Source organism: Bacteroides helcogenes P 36-108 (assembly GCF_000186225.1).
In the GTDB taxonomy this organism is placed as follows: domain Bacteria; phylum Bacteroidota; class Bacteroidia; order Bacteroidales; family Bacteroidaceae; genus Bacteroides; species Bacteroides helcogenes.
On sequence record NC_014933.1, the window covers coordinates 1,075,836 to 1,092,157 of the forward strand.

11 protein-coding genes and 1 pseudogene are annotated in these 16,322 nt (G+C 48.9%); 4 read left to right on the forward strand and 8 right to left on the reverse strand.

The features are described 5' to 3' along the window. Nucleotides 1–106: 106 nt before the first annotated feature. Nucleotides 107–1,133: pseudogene (locus BACHE_RS04110) on the forward strand (ABC transporter transmembrane domain-containing protein); the annotation flags it as partial. An 11-nt stretch (nucleotides 1,134–1,144) separates the two neighbouring features. Beyond that, nucleotides 1,145–1,873: an HlyD family secretion protein gene (locus BACHE_RS16605; protein WP_245530914.1), complete on the forward strand. Its 729-nt coding sequence runs from the start codon at nucleotides 1,145–1,147 to the stop codon at nucleotides 1,871–1,873. A gap of 63 nt (nucleotides 1,874–1,936) precedes the next feature. Here BACHE_RS16605 and BACHE_RS04120 read toward each other — a convergent pair whose 3' ends face one another. The 5 genes from BACHE_RS04120 to BACHE_RS04140 all read right to left on the reverse strand — a co-directional run bounded on the left by BACHE_RS04120 (nucleotide 1,937) and on the right by BACHE_RS04140 (nucleotide 8,213). After that, entirely contained in the window at nucleotides 1,937–3,550 is a 1,614-nt protein-coding gene (locus BACHE_RS04120) for a S41 family peptidase (RefSeq protein ID WP_013546449.1), read from the reverse strand. A 107-nt stretch (nucleotides 3,551–3,657) separates the two neighbouring features. Next, the gene (gene coaD, locus BACHE_RS04125; RefSeq protein WP_013546450.1) at nucleotides 3,658–4,110 is read right to left on the reverse strand and encodes a pantetheine-phosphate adenylyltransferase; all 453 of its coding nucleotides are present in this window, start codon (nucleotides 4,108–4,110) and stop codon (nucleotides 3,658–3,660) included. Continuing rightward, entirely contained in the window at nucleotides 4,107–5,984 is a 1,878-nt protein-coding gene (locus BACHE_RS04130; protein ID WP_013546451.1) for a DNA topoisomerase IV subunit B, read from the reverse strand. Before BACHE_RS04130 ends, coaD begins: the two co-directional genes overlap by 4 nt. Nucleotides 5,985–6,008: 24 nt before the next feature. Further along, nucleotides 6,009–7,145, reverse strand: a complete 1,137-nt coding sequence (locus BACHE_RS04135; protein WP_013546452.1) for a hypothetical protein — start codon at nucleotides 7,143–7,145, stop codon at nucleotides 6,009–6,011. Nucleotides 7,146–7,250: 105 nt separating this feature from the next. Next, nucleotides 7,251–8,213, reverse strand: a complete 963-nt coding sequence (locus tag BACHE_RS04140) for a calcium/sodium antiporter (protein ID WP_013546453.1) — start codon at nucleotides 8,211–8,213, stop codon at nucleotides 7,251–7,253. Between the two features lie 155 nt (nucleotides 8,214–8,368). Between BACHE_RS04140 and BACHE_RS04145 the strand changes: the two genes are divergently transcribed. Continuing rightward, a complete protein-coding gene (locus tag BACHE_RS04145; protein ID WP_013546454.1) occupies nucleotides 8,369–10,177 on the forward strand; it encodes a mechanosensitive ion channel family protein in 1,809 nt (602 codons plus the stop codon). A 31-nt stretch (nucleotides 10,178–10,208) separates the two neighbouring features. On the opposite strand, the gene BACHE_RS04150 is transcribed toward BACHE_RS04145, so the two are convergent. The 3 genes from BACHE_RS04150 to BACHE_RS04160 form a co-directional block, all read right to left on the reverse strand. Then, the gene (locus tag BACHE_RS04150; RefSeq protein ID WP_013546455.1) at nucleotides 10,209–11,141 is read right to left on the reverse strand and encodes a metallophosphoesterase; all 933 of its coding nucleotides are present in this window, start codon (nucleotides 11,139–11,141) and stop codon (nucleotides 10,209–10,211) included. A gap of 381 nt (nucleotides 11,142–11,522) precedes the next feature. Then, nucleotides 11,523–11,741: a hypothetical protein gene (locus BACHE_RS04155; protein ID WP_148229812.1), complete on the reverse strand. Its 219-nt coding sequence runs from the start codon at nucleotides 11,739–11,741 to the stop codon at nucleotides 11,523–11,525. A 60-nt stretch (nucleotides 11,742–11,801) separates the two neighbouring features. Then, on the reverse strand, nucleotides 11,802–14,636 hold the full coding sequence (locus BACHE_RS04160) for a TonB-dependent receptor (RefSeq protein WP_041579183.1): 2,835 nt from the start codon (nucleotides 14,634–14,636) through the stop codon (nucleotides 11,802–11,804). Nucleotides 14,637–14,859: 223 nt separating this feature from the next. Here BACHE_RS04160 and BACHE_RS04165 point away from each other — a divergent pair, with 223 nt between their 5' ends. Further along, nucleotides 14,860–16,293, forward strand: a complete 1,434-nt coding sequence (locus tag BACHE_RS04165) for a sulfatase family protein (RefSeq protein ID WP_041579641.1) — start codon at nucleotides 14,860–14,862, stop codon at nucleotides 16,291–16,293. Nucleotides 16,294–16,322: the final 29 nt, after the last annotated feature.

Below are 16,322 nucleotides of genomic sequence, written 5' to 3' on the forward strand. Positions count from 1 at the left end.
GGGATAAAGTATCAAAACATGTCATCAAACATATTTGTAATGCAAAATAATAACATTGAAGGTAGTATTACGAAAGAAAGTGATGGATGAATATCAAGTTTAACTAAAAAGTAGTACCTTGGCGCATCAAAACGGCCCTAATGAGAACATTTCCTCACTATCTTCAACTGGATGCCATGGACTGCGGTCCCACCTGTCTCCTTACAAGAAGCAGGTGATACAACTCATGTTGGGAATGCTGTGTGTAAGCTTGCTTCAACTGATATTCCCGTTCCTGACGCAATCACTTGTGGATGTGGGCATTCGCGACGGAAACCTTGGCTTCATCACACTGATTCTTGTGGCTCAACTGGTTATCTCTGTTTCGCAGCTATCGGTAGATTTTATCCGAAGTTGGATATTGCTTCACATGAACACCCGTATCAATATCTCTCTGATTTCGGATTTCCTTTCTAAGCTGATGAGGCTTCCTTTGCGCTTCTTCGACACCAAAATGATAGGCGACATCATGCAGCGTATCGGCGACCATAACCGCATCGAGACTTTCCTTACCGGATCATCGATCAGTACACTGTTTTCATTCGTCAATTTCTTCATCTTCGGCTTTATTCTGGCTTATTACAACTGGACGATATTGGGCATCTTCCTCTTGGGAAACGCATTCTATATAGGCTGGGTGCTATGCTTCATGAAGTACCGCCGCGAACTGGACATCCGGCGCTTTGCACAGGCATCCAATGAACAAAGTAGCCTGATACAGTTGGTTACCGGTATGCAAGAAATAAAGCTGAACAACTGTGAAAAGCAAAAACGCTGGCAGTGGGAGCGTATTCAGGTGAAGCTGTTCAAAATAAGTGTAAGAGGCTTGGCTTTGGGGCAGTGATGCAAGAGGGCTTTATCTTTTCAGACACCATAGCCAATAATATTGCCGTGGGCAGAAGCAGCGGTTGCTGATAGCACGCGCCGTATATAAGAATCCGGAGTTTCTGTTCTTTGACGAAGCCACCAACGCGCTCGACGCTAATAATGAAAAAGAAATTATGGAGCATCTGCATGAGTTCTATCGTGGAAAAACGGTCGTGGTAGTGGCTCATCGCCTGCTTATATCATCCCTAAGACGTCCGGAAGAATAGAGCAGCTATATGTGGAGAACAAACAACCCGTTCGTGAAGGGGAACTTATAGGTGTGATACAAAATACTGCCAACACGGAAGATATTTTTTATTTGCGCGAGAAATTGAAAGAATGGAAAAACTCAGGTTCATTGGTAGAACGGATAGACATGTTGTTTTTTCATCGGATTCCTGAACTTGGATCTATTCAGACAGCCTATTCTTCCTGCTTGCTGGCCTGGAGCAACTACCTGCAGCATATGCAGGAAAACCGAATTTATGAAACAGAAGTTATAAATGCCGTGGCATCTATGCAGGTGGCCTTGGCTGAATGGGAAATGAATTATCTGTTGATGAGTCCCGTGGATGGTACGATAGCGTTTATGCAGCTATGGAAGCTGAATCAGAATGTGGAAGTCGGCGAAACGATGTTTGTTGTCATTCCGCAGAATGCAGTACAACCTATGGGAAAAGCGCTGTTGCCGATGGAGGGAATAGGCAAGGTAAAAACTGGGCAACGGGTCATCATACGCTTGCCGGCTTTTCCGGAACAGGAGTTCGGATTCATTGAAGGACGAATTATGTCCATATCGCCCGTTCCCGATTCCGAAGGCTGTTATGTATTAGAAATTATACTTCCTTTGGGAATGGAAACAAGCTATGGAAGGAAACTTCCGCTGATAAAGACAATAGAGGGTACAGCCTCTATTGTAACCAAAGAGAAGAGTCTGCTGGAGAGGCTGCTTAATCTGAAGTTCTGACAAGATAGTCGATTCTGTTGTCTCTGCCTGCAACCGGGATCAATAAATGATATATTATCGTTGTTATCGGATGATTGTGCTGTAAATGTTCTTATTCAGTATCTCTAATGCCTGTTGCACACTCTTGTTCGTACCGTTCATCACCCGGAAGTATTCGTTCATGTCCCATAGGTCACGGGCAATAAGAGCTTTAAGCTGCGTTTTGATTAACGGCAGCGATTGGTTGTACTGCTTCTCATCGAACTTGATTTTCTCTTTATCGGCAAGGGTGTGTATTTCGGTGAGGAAAGTGTTGTCTATCTCAAATTTGTCATTGAAGGTCTCAAACTTTTTGTATCTGTTTTGAAGCTCTTTCCTGTGCTTTTCAATGTAACCGGTAGTTGCCCTGATTATTACACCCTTGGCTACAAGGTTGCGGTGGTAATCCGTATATTGGGTGGTATCTATCGGAACGAAGAAATCGGGCATAATACCGCCACCGCCATAAACGGTGCGCTTCAGACGTTTAGTCAGAACTTTCAGTGAGTCGGCAAAGTGGATGCTGTCCGCATGGATCATTTCTCCGTGGTTAAAGCGGTTTGCCAGTTCCGAATTGTACCTTTCCTGACCGTCCACATTTCCAGGAGTGCCGTCAAGGTTGGCGGTGTTGTCGTAGGGCTTTTGGATGCAGCGCCCTGCAGGAGTATAATATCGGGCGATGGTCAGGCGTATCATCGAGCCGTCCGGCAAGTCGATGGGACGCTGTACCAATCCCTTGCCGAAAGTGCGTCGTCCCACGACTACGCCTCTGTCCCAATCCTGTATTGCTCCTGTCACAATTTCACTGGCAGAAGCTGAATATTCATCTACCAGTACAATGAGACGCCCGTTCTTGAAGTTTCCGTTTCCTTTCGCAAAGAAGTCACTGCGATGGGAGGTACGCCCTTCGGTATATACAATCAGTTCTTTTTGTCCGAGAAACTCGTTGGCGAGGTCTATGGCCGCATTCAGATAGCCACCGCCGTTTCCTTGCAGGTCAAGAATCAAGTCTGTCATACCCTTCTTCTGGAGCTCCTTCAAGGCCTTTGTAAATTCTTCGGCAGTGGTTGCGGCAAAGCGATTGATGCGTATATAGCCTGTCTGGGGCTGTATCATATAGGCCGCATCCAAGCTGAAGATAGGTATTTTGTCACGTTTTACGGTGAAATATAGCGTATCGTCCACTCCGCGGCGTACTACGGTAAGTTTCACTTCTGAGTTTTTGGGGCCGCGCAAGCGTGACATAATATCTTCCGTACTCATTTTCACACCGGCAATGGCGCTGTCATTGACAGATACGATACGGTCGCCGGCAAGAATACCTACTCTCTCGGATGGTCCGCCCGTTACGGGTTGTATGACGAGCAGTGTGTCTTCTATCATTTGGAACTGTACTCCGATACCTTCAAAATTACCTTGCAGTGGTTCGTTCATTTTCTTCACTTCTTCTGCGTTATTGTATGTGGAATGAGGGTCAAGTTGTGCCAGCATTTTGATGATGGCTTCTTCCACTAACTTGTTCTCGTCCACCTTATCTACATATAAGTTGGTTATGAAAAACTCTGCCATCTGTAACTTGCGCAGGGCTTCGTTATTCTGTTTCTGAGCCTGCACCGTCACTGCGCATATACAAATTATAATAAATAGGATTCTTCTCATAAATATAGGTAATTAATTGTCTTGGTACTATCTCAATTCTCCTCCTCCGGGGGGGAGGAGAGTTGAGATACTATTGCGATATAAATTGGTTACTGATTATTGTTTCTTCATAACTCCATCCCTTTCGGTATGAACATGCTGATGTCCTTGCCGTATTGCAGCAACTCGCGCACGGTGGTCGAGCTGACACAAGTCAGTTCGGGCTCGGTAAACAGAAGAATGGTTTCGATTCCGGTCAGCTTGCGGTTAATGTCGGCAATGGTTTCCTCGTACTCGAAGTCCTTTACGGTGCGGATGCCACGTATGATCAAGTTGGCGTTCATCTGCTTGGCAAAGTCGATGGTCAGGCAGTCATACGATTGTACGATGACGTGTGGCTCATTCCAGTAGAGGTTCCGTATCATCTCTTCGCGCTTCTCGGTGGGGAAGTACGTGTTTTTGTTCTCGTTGATACCGATTCCTATGACAATTTCGTCTATAAAAGTCAGTGCACGGTTCACTACCGAGTAATGTCCGATGGTAAAGGGGTCGAATGTTCCCGGAAAGATAGCCCTTCTCATGATGCTAAATCTTCTTCTATAACCAGATTGTTGATAATAAAGTTTTGCCGTTCCATGGTATTCTTGCCCATATAGAATTCCAGCAGTTCTTTTACAAGGTCTGTCTTGCGCAGAGACACTTGTTCAAGGCGCATATCCTTACCGATGAAATGCTTGAACTCATCGGGAGAGATTTCTCCCAACCCTTTGAATCGTGTGATTTCAGGGTTCGGCCCCAGTTCTTCGATAGACTTGATGCGTTCGTCTTCCGTGTAACAGTAGTTGGTTTTCTTCTTGTTGCGTACACGGAAAAGTGGAGTTTGCAGGATATATACGTGACCTTTCTTTATCAGGTCAGGGAAGAATTGCAAGAAAAAGGTGATGATAAGCAGGCGGATATGCATGCCGTCCACGTCGGCATCGGTAGCTACAATCACCTTGTTATAGCGCAGGCCTTCAATGCCGTCTTCAATGTTCAACGCTGCTTGCAACAGGTTGAATTCTTCATTTTCGTAAACCACTTTCTTGGTCAGCCCGTAAGAGTTGAGTGGCTTGCCTCGCAGGCTGAATACTGCTTGGGTATTGACATCACGGCTTTTGGTGATGGAACCGCTGGCAGAGTCTCCCTCGGTGATAAAGATGCACGATTCGGTTTCTTTGTCCTTTCCTTTTCCATCGTTCAGGTGGAAGCGGCAGTCACGCAGTTTGCGGTTGTGCAGATTGGCTTTTTTGGCACGTTCGCGTGCCAGTTTAGTGACGCCCGCAATGGCTTTGCGCTCTTTTTCGGAGTCCTGAATTTTTTGCAGCATTACTTCGCTGACCAACGGATTCTTGTGCAGGTAGTTGTCCACTTCTGTTTTGATGAAGTCACCTACATATTTGTTGACACTGACACCACCCGGCTCCATAGAGGGAGAGCCTAACTTTGTCTTGGTCTGCCCTTCGAACTGCGGTTCTTCCACATTGATGGCAATGGCGGCCACAATACCATTCCGAATATCGGAGTATTCTTGGTTTTTATTGTAGAATTCCTTGATGGTCTTTGCAATATGCTCTTTCAAAGCACTCTGATGAGTACCTCCTTGGGTAGTATGCTGACCGTTTACAAAGGAATAATATTCTTCACCGTATTGGTTGGTGTGCGTAAAGGCTATTTCAATATCTTCCCCTTTCAGGTGTATGATGTCATACAGGCCTTCGGCAGTCATGTTGTCTTTCAGTAGGTCTTCCAGTCCGTGACGGGAGAGGATGCGTTGACCGTTGTATATAATGGCAAGCCCTGTGTTCAGGTATGTATAATTGCGTAGCAGATTTTCTACAAACGTATTTTGGAAAAGATAGTTCAGGAAAAGCGTGCTATCCGGTTCGAAGAAAATAAAAGTTCCGCTTTCTTCCTCGCTGCTTCGGGTTTCATCACTTTGAAGCACGCCTTTCTCAAAAATGGCGGTGCGCACTTTGCCGTCACGGTAACTGCGTACTTCAAAACGACTGCTGAGGGCATTGACGGCTTTGATACCTACACCGTTCAGACCGACGCTTTTTTTAAAGGCTTTACTGTCGTATTTGCCACCGGTATTGAGTTTGCTGACTGCTTCGATCAGTTTGCCTTGAGGAATACCCCGCCCGTAGTCGCGTACACTCACGCGGAGATTTTCTTCGATAGTGACTTCTATTCGTTTGCCGGCTCCCATTTTAAATTCGTCGATGCTGTTGTCCATTACTTCTTTCAACAGCACATAGATACCGTCGTCGTTTTGTGAGCCGTCGCCAAGACGGCCGATGTACATACCGGAACGGACACGGATATGCTCCATATCGTCCAGATGACGGATATTTTCTTCCGTATAGTCCACCGATTGTCCGTTTGATTGCAAGCCGTTTTCTACTTCTTCCATAATTCTTTGAATGTACTGTCCTCTTTATTCTATTTTTTTTGTGAACGCCCTGCGCCGTTTATGTTGTTCGGTCTTGAAGTATTCCCATTGGGCTTGTACTTTACCGTTCATTTCCAGCTCTGGGTTGCTCTCTGCAAATATAAAACCTAATTTTTGATAAACCGGAATTAAATCGGAAAATAACAAAGCGTTAACACCTTTGTTCTGGTATTCGGGTTTCACGGCTACCAACAACAAATCCAGCATTTTGGCACGGCGCTTCATGAACAATGCTTTCAGCAAGTAATACCATCCCAAGGGCAGCAGACGTCCGTGAGATTTCTGTAATGCTTCTGATAATGATGGCATTGAAATTCCTACGGCAATCAATTTGTCTTCTGCATCGGTAATGAGCGTTACCATGCGTAAGTCCACGATGGGGAGATACATTTTTACGTATTGGTCGATCTGACGTTGCGATAAGGCGGAATATCCGTACAGAGGGCTGTATGCTTCGTTCATTAGTTCAAAGATGGCTTGTCCGTAGTCGCGGGCAAGTTTTCTTGCCGATGTGTACTTTTTGATTTTGAGGTTATACTTGCGTTGGATGAGGTCTGAGATTCGTTGATGTTTTTCGGGTATGGCATCTGGTATGTAGATTTTATATTCCACCCAGTCGGCATCCTTTTCAAATCCCATACGTTCCATGTGCTGCGGATAGTAAGGATAGTTGTAAGTGGTTGCCATAGTGCTCAGTTGGTCAAAACCTTCGATAAGCATGCCTTCCGCATCAAAATCGGTGAAGCCCAGTGGCCCTTGCAAATGAGTCATTCCACGGTCTTTGCCCCATTTTTCCACAGTGCGTATCAAGGCGTCGGAAACTTCCGGATCGTCGATGAAATCTATCCAGCCGAAACGCACTTCCTTCTTGTTCCAGGTCTGGTTGGCTTTTTGGTTGATGATGGCAGCTACACGTCCCGCAATCTTATCGTCTTTGTAAGCGAGGAAATATTCAGCTTCACAGAATTCAAATGCTGCATTCTTTTTTTTGTTGAATGTGTTGAGCATGTCGTCATAAAGGTCGGGAACCGAATAAGGATTGTTCTTGTATAGCTTGTAGTTGAAGCGAATGAACTGTTTCAGTTCTTTCTTTGTAGAAACTTTTTTAATTGTAATTGCCATAATTGTATATCGTTATGAGCCGGCAAAGATACACGATAATGTTTAAAATACCTCACCGAGTTATTAAAAAACGATCATTCCGTGAATATGTGTGCTGTCGTTATGTCACAGGTTGTAAATCAATGCTGCCGTGTAGGCTATGTAGCAAAGTATCAGGATGCTTCCTTCTATCCGGGTAATGGTACGTTTCCCGAAAAAGCTCCCGAATATCCAGAGCAGAATGCTTGAGCCGACCAGTACCGATAGATCCATGTTATTGATGCCTGCCAGATGCAGAGGCGTAATGGAGGCCGAGCTGCCCAAAACGAAGAACACATTGAAGAGGTTGCTGCCTATCACGTTGCCGATGGCTATTTCCGGGTTCTTTTTCAAGGCGGCCACAATGGAGGTGGCAAGTTCGGGCAGGGATGTTCCGCCTGCCACAAGGGTAAGCCCGATGACGGACTCGCTGACGCCCAAGCTGCGTGCGATGCCGCTGGCGCCGTCCACGAAGAAACTTCCACCTGCGATGAGTGCACCAAGGCCGCCGAGGATATACAGGACGGATTTCCACATCGGGAACTTCTTGATATCTTCTGTTTCCTCCTCTTTCTCTTTCGGATTATTTTGGGCGATGGCAAAGGTATAGCTCATGAAGATGGCGAAGAAGCAGAGCAGTAACAGTCCGTCGGTAATGCTGAGGATGTTCTCCTTGCTGCCGTCCAGTAGTATGTCATTGGCGCAAATCAGTAGGGTGAAAGAAGACAGGATACAAAGGGGAATCTCCCTTTGCAGAGTATTTCGGGTAACAACGATGGGAGCAAAAAGAGCAGTACATCCCACAATCATCAGGGTATTGAAAATATTACTCCCCACTACGTTTCCGATAGCGATGTCTGCGCTTCCCTTCAGGGCAGAAGATATGCTGACGGTGAGTTCGGGGGCAGATGTGCCGAAAGCTACGATAGTCAACCCGATGACGATAGACGGTATGCGGAAATGCTTGGCAACGGATGCGGCTCCGTCTGTCAGTCCGTTAGCACCCAAGAGTATAAGGAGCAATCCTCCGATAAGAAACAGTATATTCATAGAAATATAAATTTGTGCACAAAGATAATGGTTTGTTTTCTGTACTCATGATACTTTGCACTGAAATTAAGCCGGAAAGTCAAAAACATTCCGTATGTTTGAAGCATTTATTTTAGATAAATGTTTGAAAAATCAACCAAGTAGTAGATTAAGATATGGTAATTATTCGCATTCTGTGCTTTTGTTTGTTGCTGATGCCGTTCAATGACGTTTCGGCACAATTGGTGGATAAAGTCATCAATATATTCAATGAAGACAGTTTACGTGCAGCTTCGGTTGCAAAATCAGATTCCGACTCCGTTAAATTATCGTTGGTCAGGCAAGAATTGGCGACGGCGAAGTTGAATGAGGCAAATCTGCGTATGGAGATGGAGCAGATGAAGCTGGAGAGTTATGCGGTGGACTCTGTGAAGTTGGCGCGCCAGAAGCAACGCATCGACTCGTTGCGCAGAGTGACTCCCGGCATACCGGTGACAGTGGAGAATGACACTCTTTTCTTTTTATATGCCAAACGTGGCGGGCATACTCCCCGGCAGCGTGCGGAGTCCATTTCGAAAAATATCACCGATTTGGGAAAACGCTTTAACCTCCGCCCCGATTCGGTTTACATAGAAAACAGTGACATAGTGACCGATTTGATGTATGGCGATAAAGTTATCGTATCCTTTACCGACCAGGATGGATTGTGGGAGAATTGTACGAGGCAGCAACTGGCTGCCGGCAAGCGGCACATTATTGTTGAGAAGCTGAGAATAATGAAAGAAGAGCATGGCCTGATACAGTTGGGTAAGCGAATCTTTTATTTCCTCTTGGTGATTGTCGGTCAGTTTCTATTGTTTAAGCTCACCATCTGGCTGTTCAAGAAGCTCAAGGTTTGCATTGAAAAGTTGAAAGATACCAGGCTGAAACCAATTTCCATCCAAGAATATGAATTGCTGGATACGCAGAAGCAGGTAAACCTATTGGTCCTTTTGGCAAGCTTGTTGCGCTATGCCTTTATGTTTCTGCAATTGTTGTTGACGGTTCCATTACTCTTTTCCTTATTTCCCCAGACGGAAAGCCTTGCATACCGGTTATTATCCTATATTTGGAATCCTGTCAAGAGCATCTTGAACGGGGTGGTAGATTATATACCTAACCTGTTCACTATTTTTGTGATATGCTTTGCGGTGAAGTATCTGGTGAGGCTGTTCCATTATCTTGCCAATGAAGTTCAATCGGAACGGTTGAAGTTGAGAGGATTTTATCCCGACTGGGCAATTCCAACTTTTCACATTATTCGCTTTCTGCTTTGCGCCTTTATGATTGCGATGATTTATCCTTATCTTCCGGGCTCCAAATCGGGCGTGTTTCAAGGCATATCTGTATTTGTGGGGTTGATAGTGTCACTCGGTTCCAGTACGGTGATTGGAAATATCATAGCGGGACTGGTTATCACGTATATGCGTCCGTTTAAGATAGGTGACCGCATCAAGTTGAATGATACGACGGGAAATGTGATTGAGAAGACGCCGCTCGTGACCCGCATCCGCACCCCGAAGAACGAGGTGGTCACCATCCCCAATTCCTTCATCATGTCTTCGCATACGGTGAATTACAGTGCTTCGGCGCGCGAGTACGGCTTGATTATCCATTCGGAGGTCACCATCGGCTATGACGCTCCGTGGCGCAAGGTGCATCAGATGTTGATAGAGGCTGCGCTGAACACGCCCGGCGTGGTGGACGACCCCCGCCCGTTCGTGTTGGAGACTTCGCTCAGCGATTGGTATCCGGTGTATCAGGTGAATGCGTATATCCGTGAGGCCGACAAGCTGGCGCAGATATACTCCGATCTTCATCAGAACATCCAGGACAAGTTCAATGAGGAAGGGATTGAGATTATGTCGCCCCACTACATGGCTACGCGCGATGGTAGTGAGACGACTATTCCGAAGGATGACTTGCGGGAGAAAGGGAAGAAGTGATTCCCCGTATACCCCAAGACTTCAGGCAGGCTTACTTGCTGCGCGTCACCGTGTGCAGCACATTCCCGTGCTTGTCTATCATGCGCAGTTGCAGCGTCTTCTTGTCGGCAGAGACGATGGAGAAGCCGGGCTCGGGGCTGCAAAACTGCGTGCCCTCGATGGGGCTCACCTTGCGGGCCAGCGAGCCGGCAGAGTTGGTGATGTAGTCCGTATCGCTGCCCTTCACCCGTACATGCTGGAAGTTGTGGATGTGTCCGCAGATGTACATATCCACTTTGTGACGGCGCAGGATGGGGTCGAGGCGTGCCTGCATGTCGGCGCGTTCGCTTTCGTCCTTGGGCGTTTCGGCATAGATGGGGTGGTGTCCGGCCACGATCACCCAATCTTCCTTGGCGGCGGTGAGCACGGAGTCTATCCACGCCAGTTGTGCCCGGTAGTCTTGGCGGCAGGCATCGGGATAGGTGTCGCTCTCGTTGCGGTACTTGTCGATGAGCGGGGCGGTGTCTATCCAGAGGACGCGGAGGGTCATGCCTTTTTTCTCGAAGACTTTGGTGTAGTAGCGGGCGGGCATGTTCCATCGGCGGGAGACGTTGCTATAATCCATCACGGCCTGCGTGTTGCCGCGATACTCGTGGTTGCCCAAGAGGGGGAACCAGTTGATCATCAGTTCGGGATGGGAGTAGATGAGTTCGTAGTTGGTCATCCACAGGGGGTCGCTTACGCTCTGCACGCCCTCGAAGTGGTGGATGTCTCCGGTGGCGAGGACAAACTCGGGGTCGGCTCCGTTCTCGGCCATTGTGCCCATCAGTTCGGCAATGGGTTTCTGGTCGTAGTAACCGTTGCGACCCAGGTCGTTGGCCACGTAGAAGTTCAGCTTCTTGTCGAAGACGGAGTAGTCGGTGATTTGGGCGATTGCCGCGTTGCCCAACAGGGCGACGAGCAGCAGGAGGAATAGTTTCTTCATTGTTGTTTTCATTACTTGTTATTTTGAAGGAGTTAAAGGGAGTTACCGTTCGCTTTGCTCACTCAGGGAGTTATCGCCCGCAGGCGGGCTGAGGAGTTAAAGGCCGATACTCCGCAAACTGAGAGTTCATTGTTTATTGCTTATCGTTCATTGTTTATTGTTCATCGTTTATTGTTCATAATTCAGGTGCATCGGTTTCTCCGTATTCAGTTTTCCGCTGCGGGGGGGATGCCGAAGCTTGTTTAATGATTTCTTTTCAGGCACGGAATTCACGGATTTCACGGATTTGCTTTTTCTTTTTCTGCGTTAATCTGCGGTTTCCGTGCCTAAAAGGATTTCGCTCACTCAGGGCGTTAGAGGCCGATAGTGCTACGAAGTTCATTATTCATAATTCAAAAGGCGCTTCTGCTGAAAACTCTTTACGTTCCTGCCGCCTGCCGTTTCCGCCGCTTTGGAGAGTGCGGATGCCGGAAGAGTCTCCGTACCCCCGTCAGAAGTGCTTCTGGAGGGGGCGAAAAATGGAAGCGCAAGGAGTGAAAAATGGAAGCGCATGCAGTTGAAAATGGAAGCGCATGCAGTTTCAACTCCTTGCGCTTCCATTTTCTGCTCCGTGCGCATGTATTTCCGGGTCTGTGCGGAGGGACTGATAATTCTTTACAATCAGAAGTTTATCTTTACGCCCGCGTTTACCCGCACGCCGTAGTGTTCGCTCTGCATGGTGCGATCCTTGCTGCCTTGATAGTAGCGCAGGGGTTGGTTCAGCAGGTTGGTGGCTTCGGCGTAGAAGGTGGTCTTGAGCTTGCGGCCGAAGGTGTAGCTGGCGTTCACGTCCATGTAGTTGACGGCATCGTAGTAGCGGTCGTAGAACTTCTCGCTGCCCATCTCGTCGATGAAGGCGGAGGCGTAGTTGTAGCTCCAGCGGATGTTGAGCCCGTACTTCTCGAAGAAGAGGGAGGCGTTGGCGGTGTGCTCGGGCGAACCGGGCAGGCGCAGTCCGCTTTCGTTCTCGCGGCCTTCAAAGTTGAAGTTGTTCACACGGCTATAAGAATAGGTGTACGTGCCGTAGAAGCCGATGCACTTCAGGGCGGGGGCGATGAAGCCGAAGTCGCGCTGGTAGGCGAGTTCCACGCCAAGCAGGTCGGCGTCGCCCGAGTTGCGGGGTTGGCTGAACTTGGTGTAGGAGTTGCCGTTCCACTGGTAGTTGCGCAGGGTCTGGTCTACGATGAAGTCGTTTATCTTCTTGTAGAACACGCCGGCGCTGACCAGCCCGATGCTCTTGAAGTAGTATTCGCCGTTGAGGTCGAAGTTGTAGCTGATGGTGGGGCTCAGCTCGGGATTGCCCACGGAGATGGAGTTGTCGCTGCGCTTGATGCTGATGTTGGGCGCAAGGGCGGCGTACTTGGGGCGCGAGATGGTGTTGGTGAAGGAGGCGCGGAGCTTGAAGTCGTCGTTCACGTCATGCTTCACCAGGACGGAGGGCAGCACGTTGAGGTACGTGTGGCTCTCGTAGGGGGTGCGGGTGGTTTCGTCACTGTCGGCGTCGTACTGGCTGCCGCTGTACTTCACGTGGGTGTTCTCCAGGCGGAGTCCCAACATCAGGTCCCACTTCTTGCCGAACTTCTGGTCGTAGCGCAGGTAGCCTGCCGTCACGGTCTCTTTGGCGTTGAAGTTGGTGGCGAGTTCTGCGGGCACTTGTGCTTTCTCAAAGAGGGTGCTGTTGTTCAAGTCCAGGTTGCCTAAGTATTCCTTGCTGATGAAGTTGCCTGCCGCGTACTGGCTGCCGGGCATGTATCCGCTGCGTGTCTGGTTGGTGAGGGCGGCCATGTTAGCTTGGTCAAATCCGGTCTCGTCCAGCGGGGTGTATTCGTAGAAGTCCACGGTCTTGTCTTTGGTCTTGTGCACCATCTTGGCGCCGAAGCGCAGGGCGTTGGCATAGAAGCCTTTCTTCAGGGGCAGCTTGAAGTCGAACTTCGCTTTGAGGTCTTTCTCCTGAATGTCTTCCTGCTGCTCGGTCACTTCCTTCAGACTGAAGTTCTTGTTGCCCAGCAGGTCGGCGGTCATCGTCATGGACGAGCCGTCTTGCGGGGTGAAGAGCGGCCGGCGTTCGTCCGTGAGGTCGAGGTCGAACTTCTGCTTTTTCAGTTGATAGTCAATGTATCGTTCGTTGGGGCGTTCCTCGCTCGCTTTGGCGTAGTTCAGGCTCCAGTCCATGCTCAGCTTGCCGAAGAGGTGCTCGCCGCCTAAGGTGAAGTCCATCGTGCGTTGGCGTTCCAGGCGGGCGTTGCGGTTGTCGGGGCTGCCGCCTTTGGTCTGGAAGCGCACGGTTCCCTTGTCATTGATGGAGCAGTAGTCGTTGCCGTTGTCGTCTTTCTCAAGGTTGATGCCCTTGATGGTCGTGCGGTAGCGGTTCTCCCAGTCGTTGCGGTTGTTGAAGATGCCCTTGAAGGTCAGCTTGTGGTTGGCGTTGAACACGTAGTCCAGCGCGGCGGAGTAGCTCTGGCGTTCGCGGGTCAGGTAGTATTGGCGTATCTGATAGTCGGTCAGGGTCACTTCGCCGGAGTTCGCGTCCTTGTCCCATACAAACTCCACGTCGTCGCTTCCGCTGGGGGAGTTCTGATAGGAGGCGGAGAGCATCACGCCCAACTTGTCATTGAAGAAGCGGTCACCATAGGTGAAGCCGAGGTTCAGTTGCGCCTTCTCGCTCACCCGGTTGTAGCCCGTCCCTGCCGTGGCGCTGATGAAGCGCTTGTAGGGCGAGTTCTTCGTCACTAAGTTGATGCTGCCGCCGATGGCATCGGCATCCATGTCCGGTGTCACCACCTTGTTCACCTCGATGGTCTGAATCATGTCCGAGGGGATGAGGTCGAGCTGCACGTTGCGTGTGTCGCCTTCGGCAGAGGGGATGCGGTTGCCGTTGATGGTGACGGAGCTGAGGTCGGCGCTCGTGCCGCGCACTTGTCCGAAGCGGGCTTCGCCTTGGTCATATTGCACGTTGATGCCGGAGATGCGCTTCAGCGCGTCGCCGATGTTGGAGTCGGGGAACTTGCCCACTTGGTCGGCGGACACCACGTTGCTGATGCCCAGGCTGCTCTTCTGCGAGTTGATGGCACGGCGTTGACCCTGGAAGGCTCCGCCCACTACCACTTCTTGCAGCTCCACGCCTTCATTCAGCGTCACGTCCTTCTCCAAGGTATGTCCTGCGGGGATGGTGATTTTCAGTTCCACAGGCGAGTAGCCCACGTAGCTCACCTTCACTGTATAAGTTCCCGGGTCCAGGTTGGAGAATGTGTAGAAGCCGTTGACGTCGCTCGTCACACCAGTGTGTAGTTTCTCGATATAGATGGAGGCGCCCGGGAGAGTTTGTTTGGTGGCGTCGATAATACGTCCGCGCACTGTTCCTTGTTTGGTTACATTTGCTTTTTCGTCGGCCATTGTCGCGTTGGCCGTTCCGAAGAGTAATAGCAAGCATAGACATGCTTTTAAGATTTGTTTCATACTTGTTGTCATCTGTTAATAATCTGCCGCAAAAGTACGGGTATGCCGTTACGTGCATTTTACGGGAGGTTGAAGAACGGGTGACAATGAGGTTACAATGCGGTTACATCCTCCTTGCCATGTTAGTTCCGCCTTTTTATTAATATAGCCCGTATTGATGGATGCTAAGGAAATAATGTTACCTTTGCAGAAATTCTTACATACTTTTAACCGTCTGAATAACATGAAAAGTACTCCGTTACAATTACTGGGTGTTCTTCCGCTTTGTATCAGTGGGCAGTTATATGCTCAGGACTCTCCCAATCTTGTCTTTATCATGGCCGACCAATGGCGTGGAGATGCCATGGGATGCATCGGCAAAGAACCTGTGAAAACTCCGTATGTAGATGCTTTGGCCGCCGAAGGTGTTAACTTCACCAATGCCATTAGTAGCTGCCCCGTTTCTTCACCTGCACGCGGCATGCTGATGAGTGGCATGTATCCTCATAAAAGCGGCGTGCCGGGAAACTGCAACTCTGCCAATGCCCCGTACGGTGTGGAACTGCCCCAAGACGTGCGTGCTTGGAGTGATGTGCTGAAAGATGGCGGCTACCAGACGGGATATATCGGCAAGTGGCACTTGGATGCTCCTTATCAGCCTTATGTAGATACTTACAACAACCGTGGAAAAGTGGCTTGGAACGAATGGTGTCCCAAGGAACGCCGTCATGGATTTGATTATTGGGAAGCATACGGCACTTATGACAATCATCTGAACCCCATGTACTGGAGTACGGATGCTCCGCGTGACAGTTTCCATTACGTCAGCCAATGGGGGCCCGAGTACGAGGCAACCAAAGCCGTGAAGTATTTGAATGCAATAGACAGAAAGAAGCCTTTTGCCTTAGTGGTGTCCATGAACCCGCCTCACACTGGTTATGAACTTGTCCCCGACCGCTATAAAGAGATGTATGATAACCTCGATGTGGAAGCTCTCTGTCTCAATCGCCCCGATATTCCGGCCAAGGGTACGGAGATGGGTGACTACTTTCGTGACAATCTCCGCAATTATTATGCCTGTATCACCGGAGTGGACGAGAACATAGGCCGCATCGTCAATGAACTGAAGCGGCTCGGATTGTTTCACAATACCATTGTGGTGGTCACCTCTGATCATGGTATCTGCATGGGGGCGCATCAATTGGCCGGCAAGGACATCTTCTATGAGGAGGCCATGCGCATTCCGATGATTGTCTCCTGCCCCAGACTGATGAAGCCGCGCACGGATAATGTCACTCCGCTGGCCTTTGCCGACCTTTATCCTACGCTGCTTTCGATGATGGGATTCAAGAAACAGATTCCGCCGACGGTGCAGACATTGGATTTCTCTGCTGCTCTGCTCTCCGGTGAAGAAAAAAGAGACGTGGTGCAGCCTTACTACTATATCCTGCCTTCGAATCATAGTACCGGCTATCGCGGATTGCGCACGCCTACACATACTTTTGTACTGCATGCCACGGACGGAAAGGTGGACGATGTACTCCTTTTTGACCGCACGCTCGATCCATACGAGATGAAAAATATTGCCGGAGAACGGCAAAGGCTGGTAAAGAAACTGAAAGCTCAGCTCAAACAGTGGTTGAGAGAGAAAGACGATCCTTTTTATTCTTTCTTATAGGAGAAATCCTGTATATCTACAAAATTTGA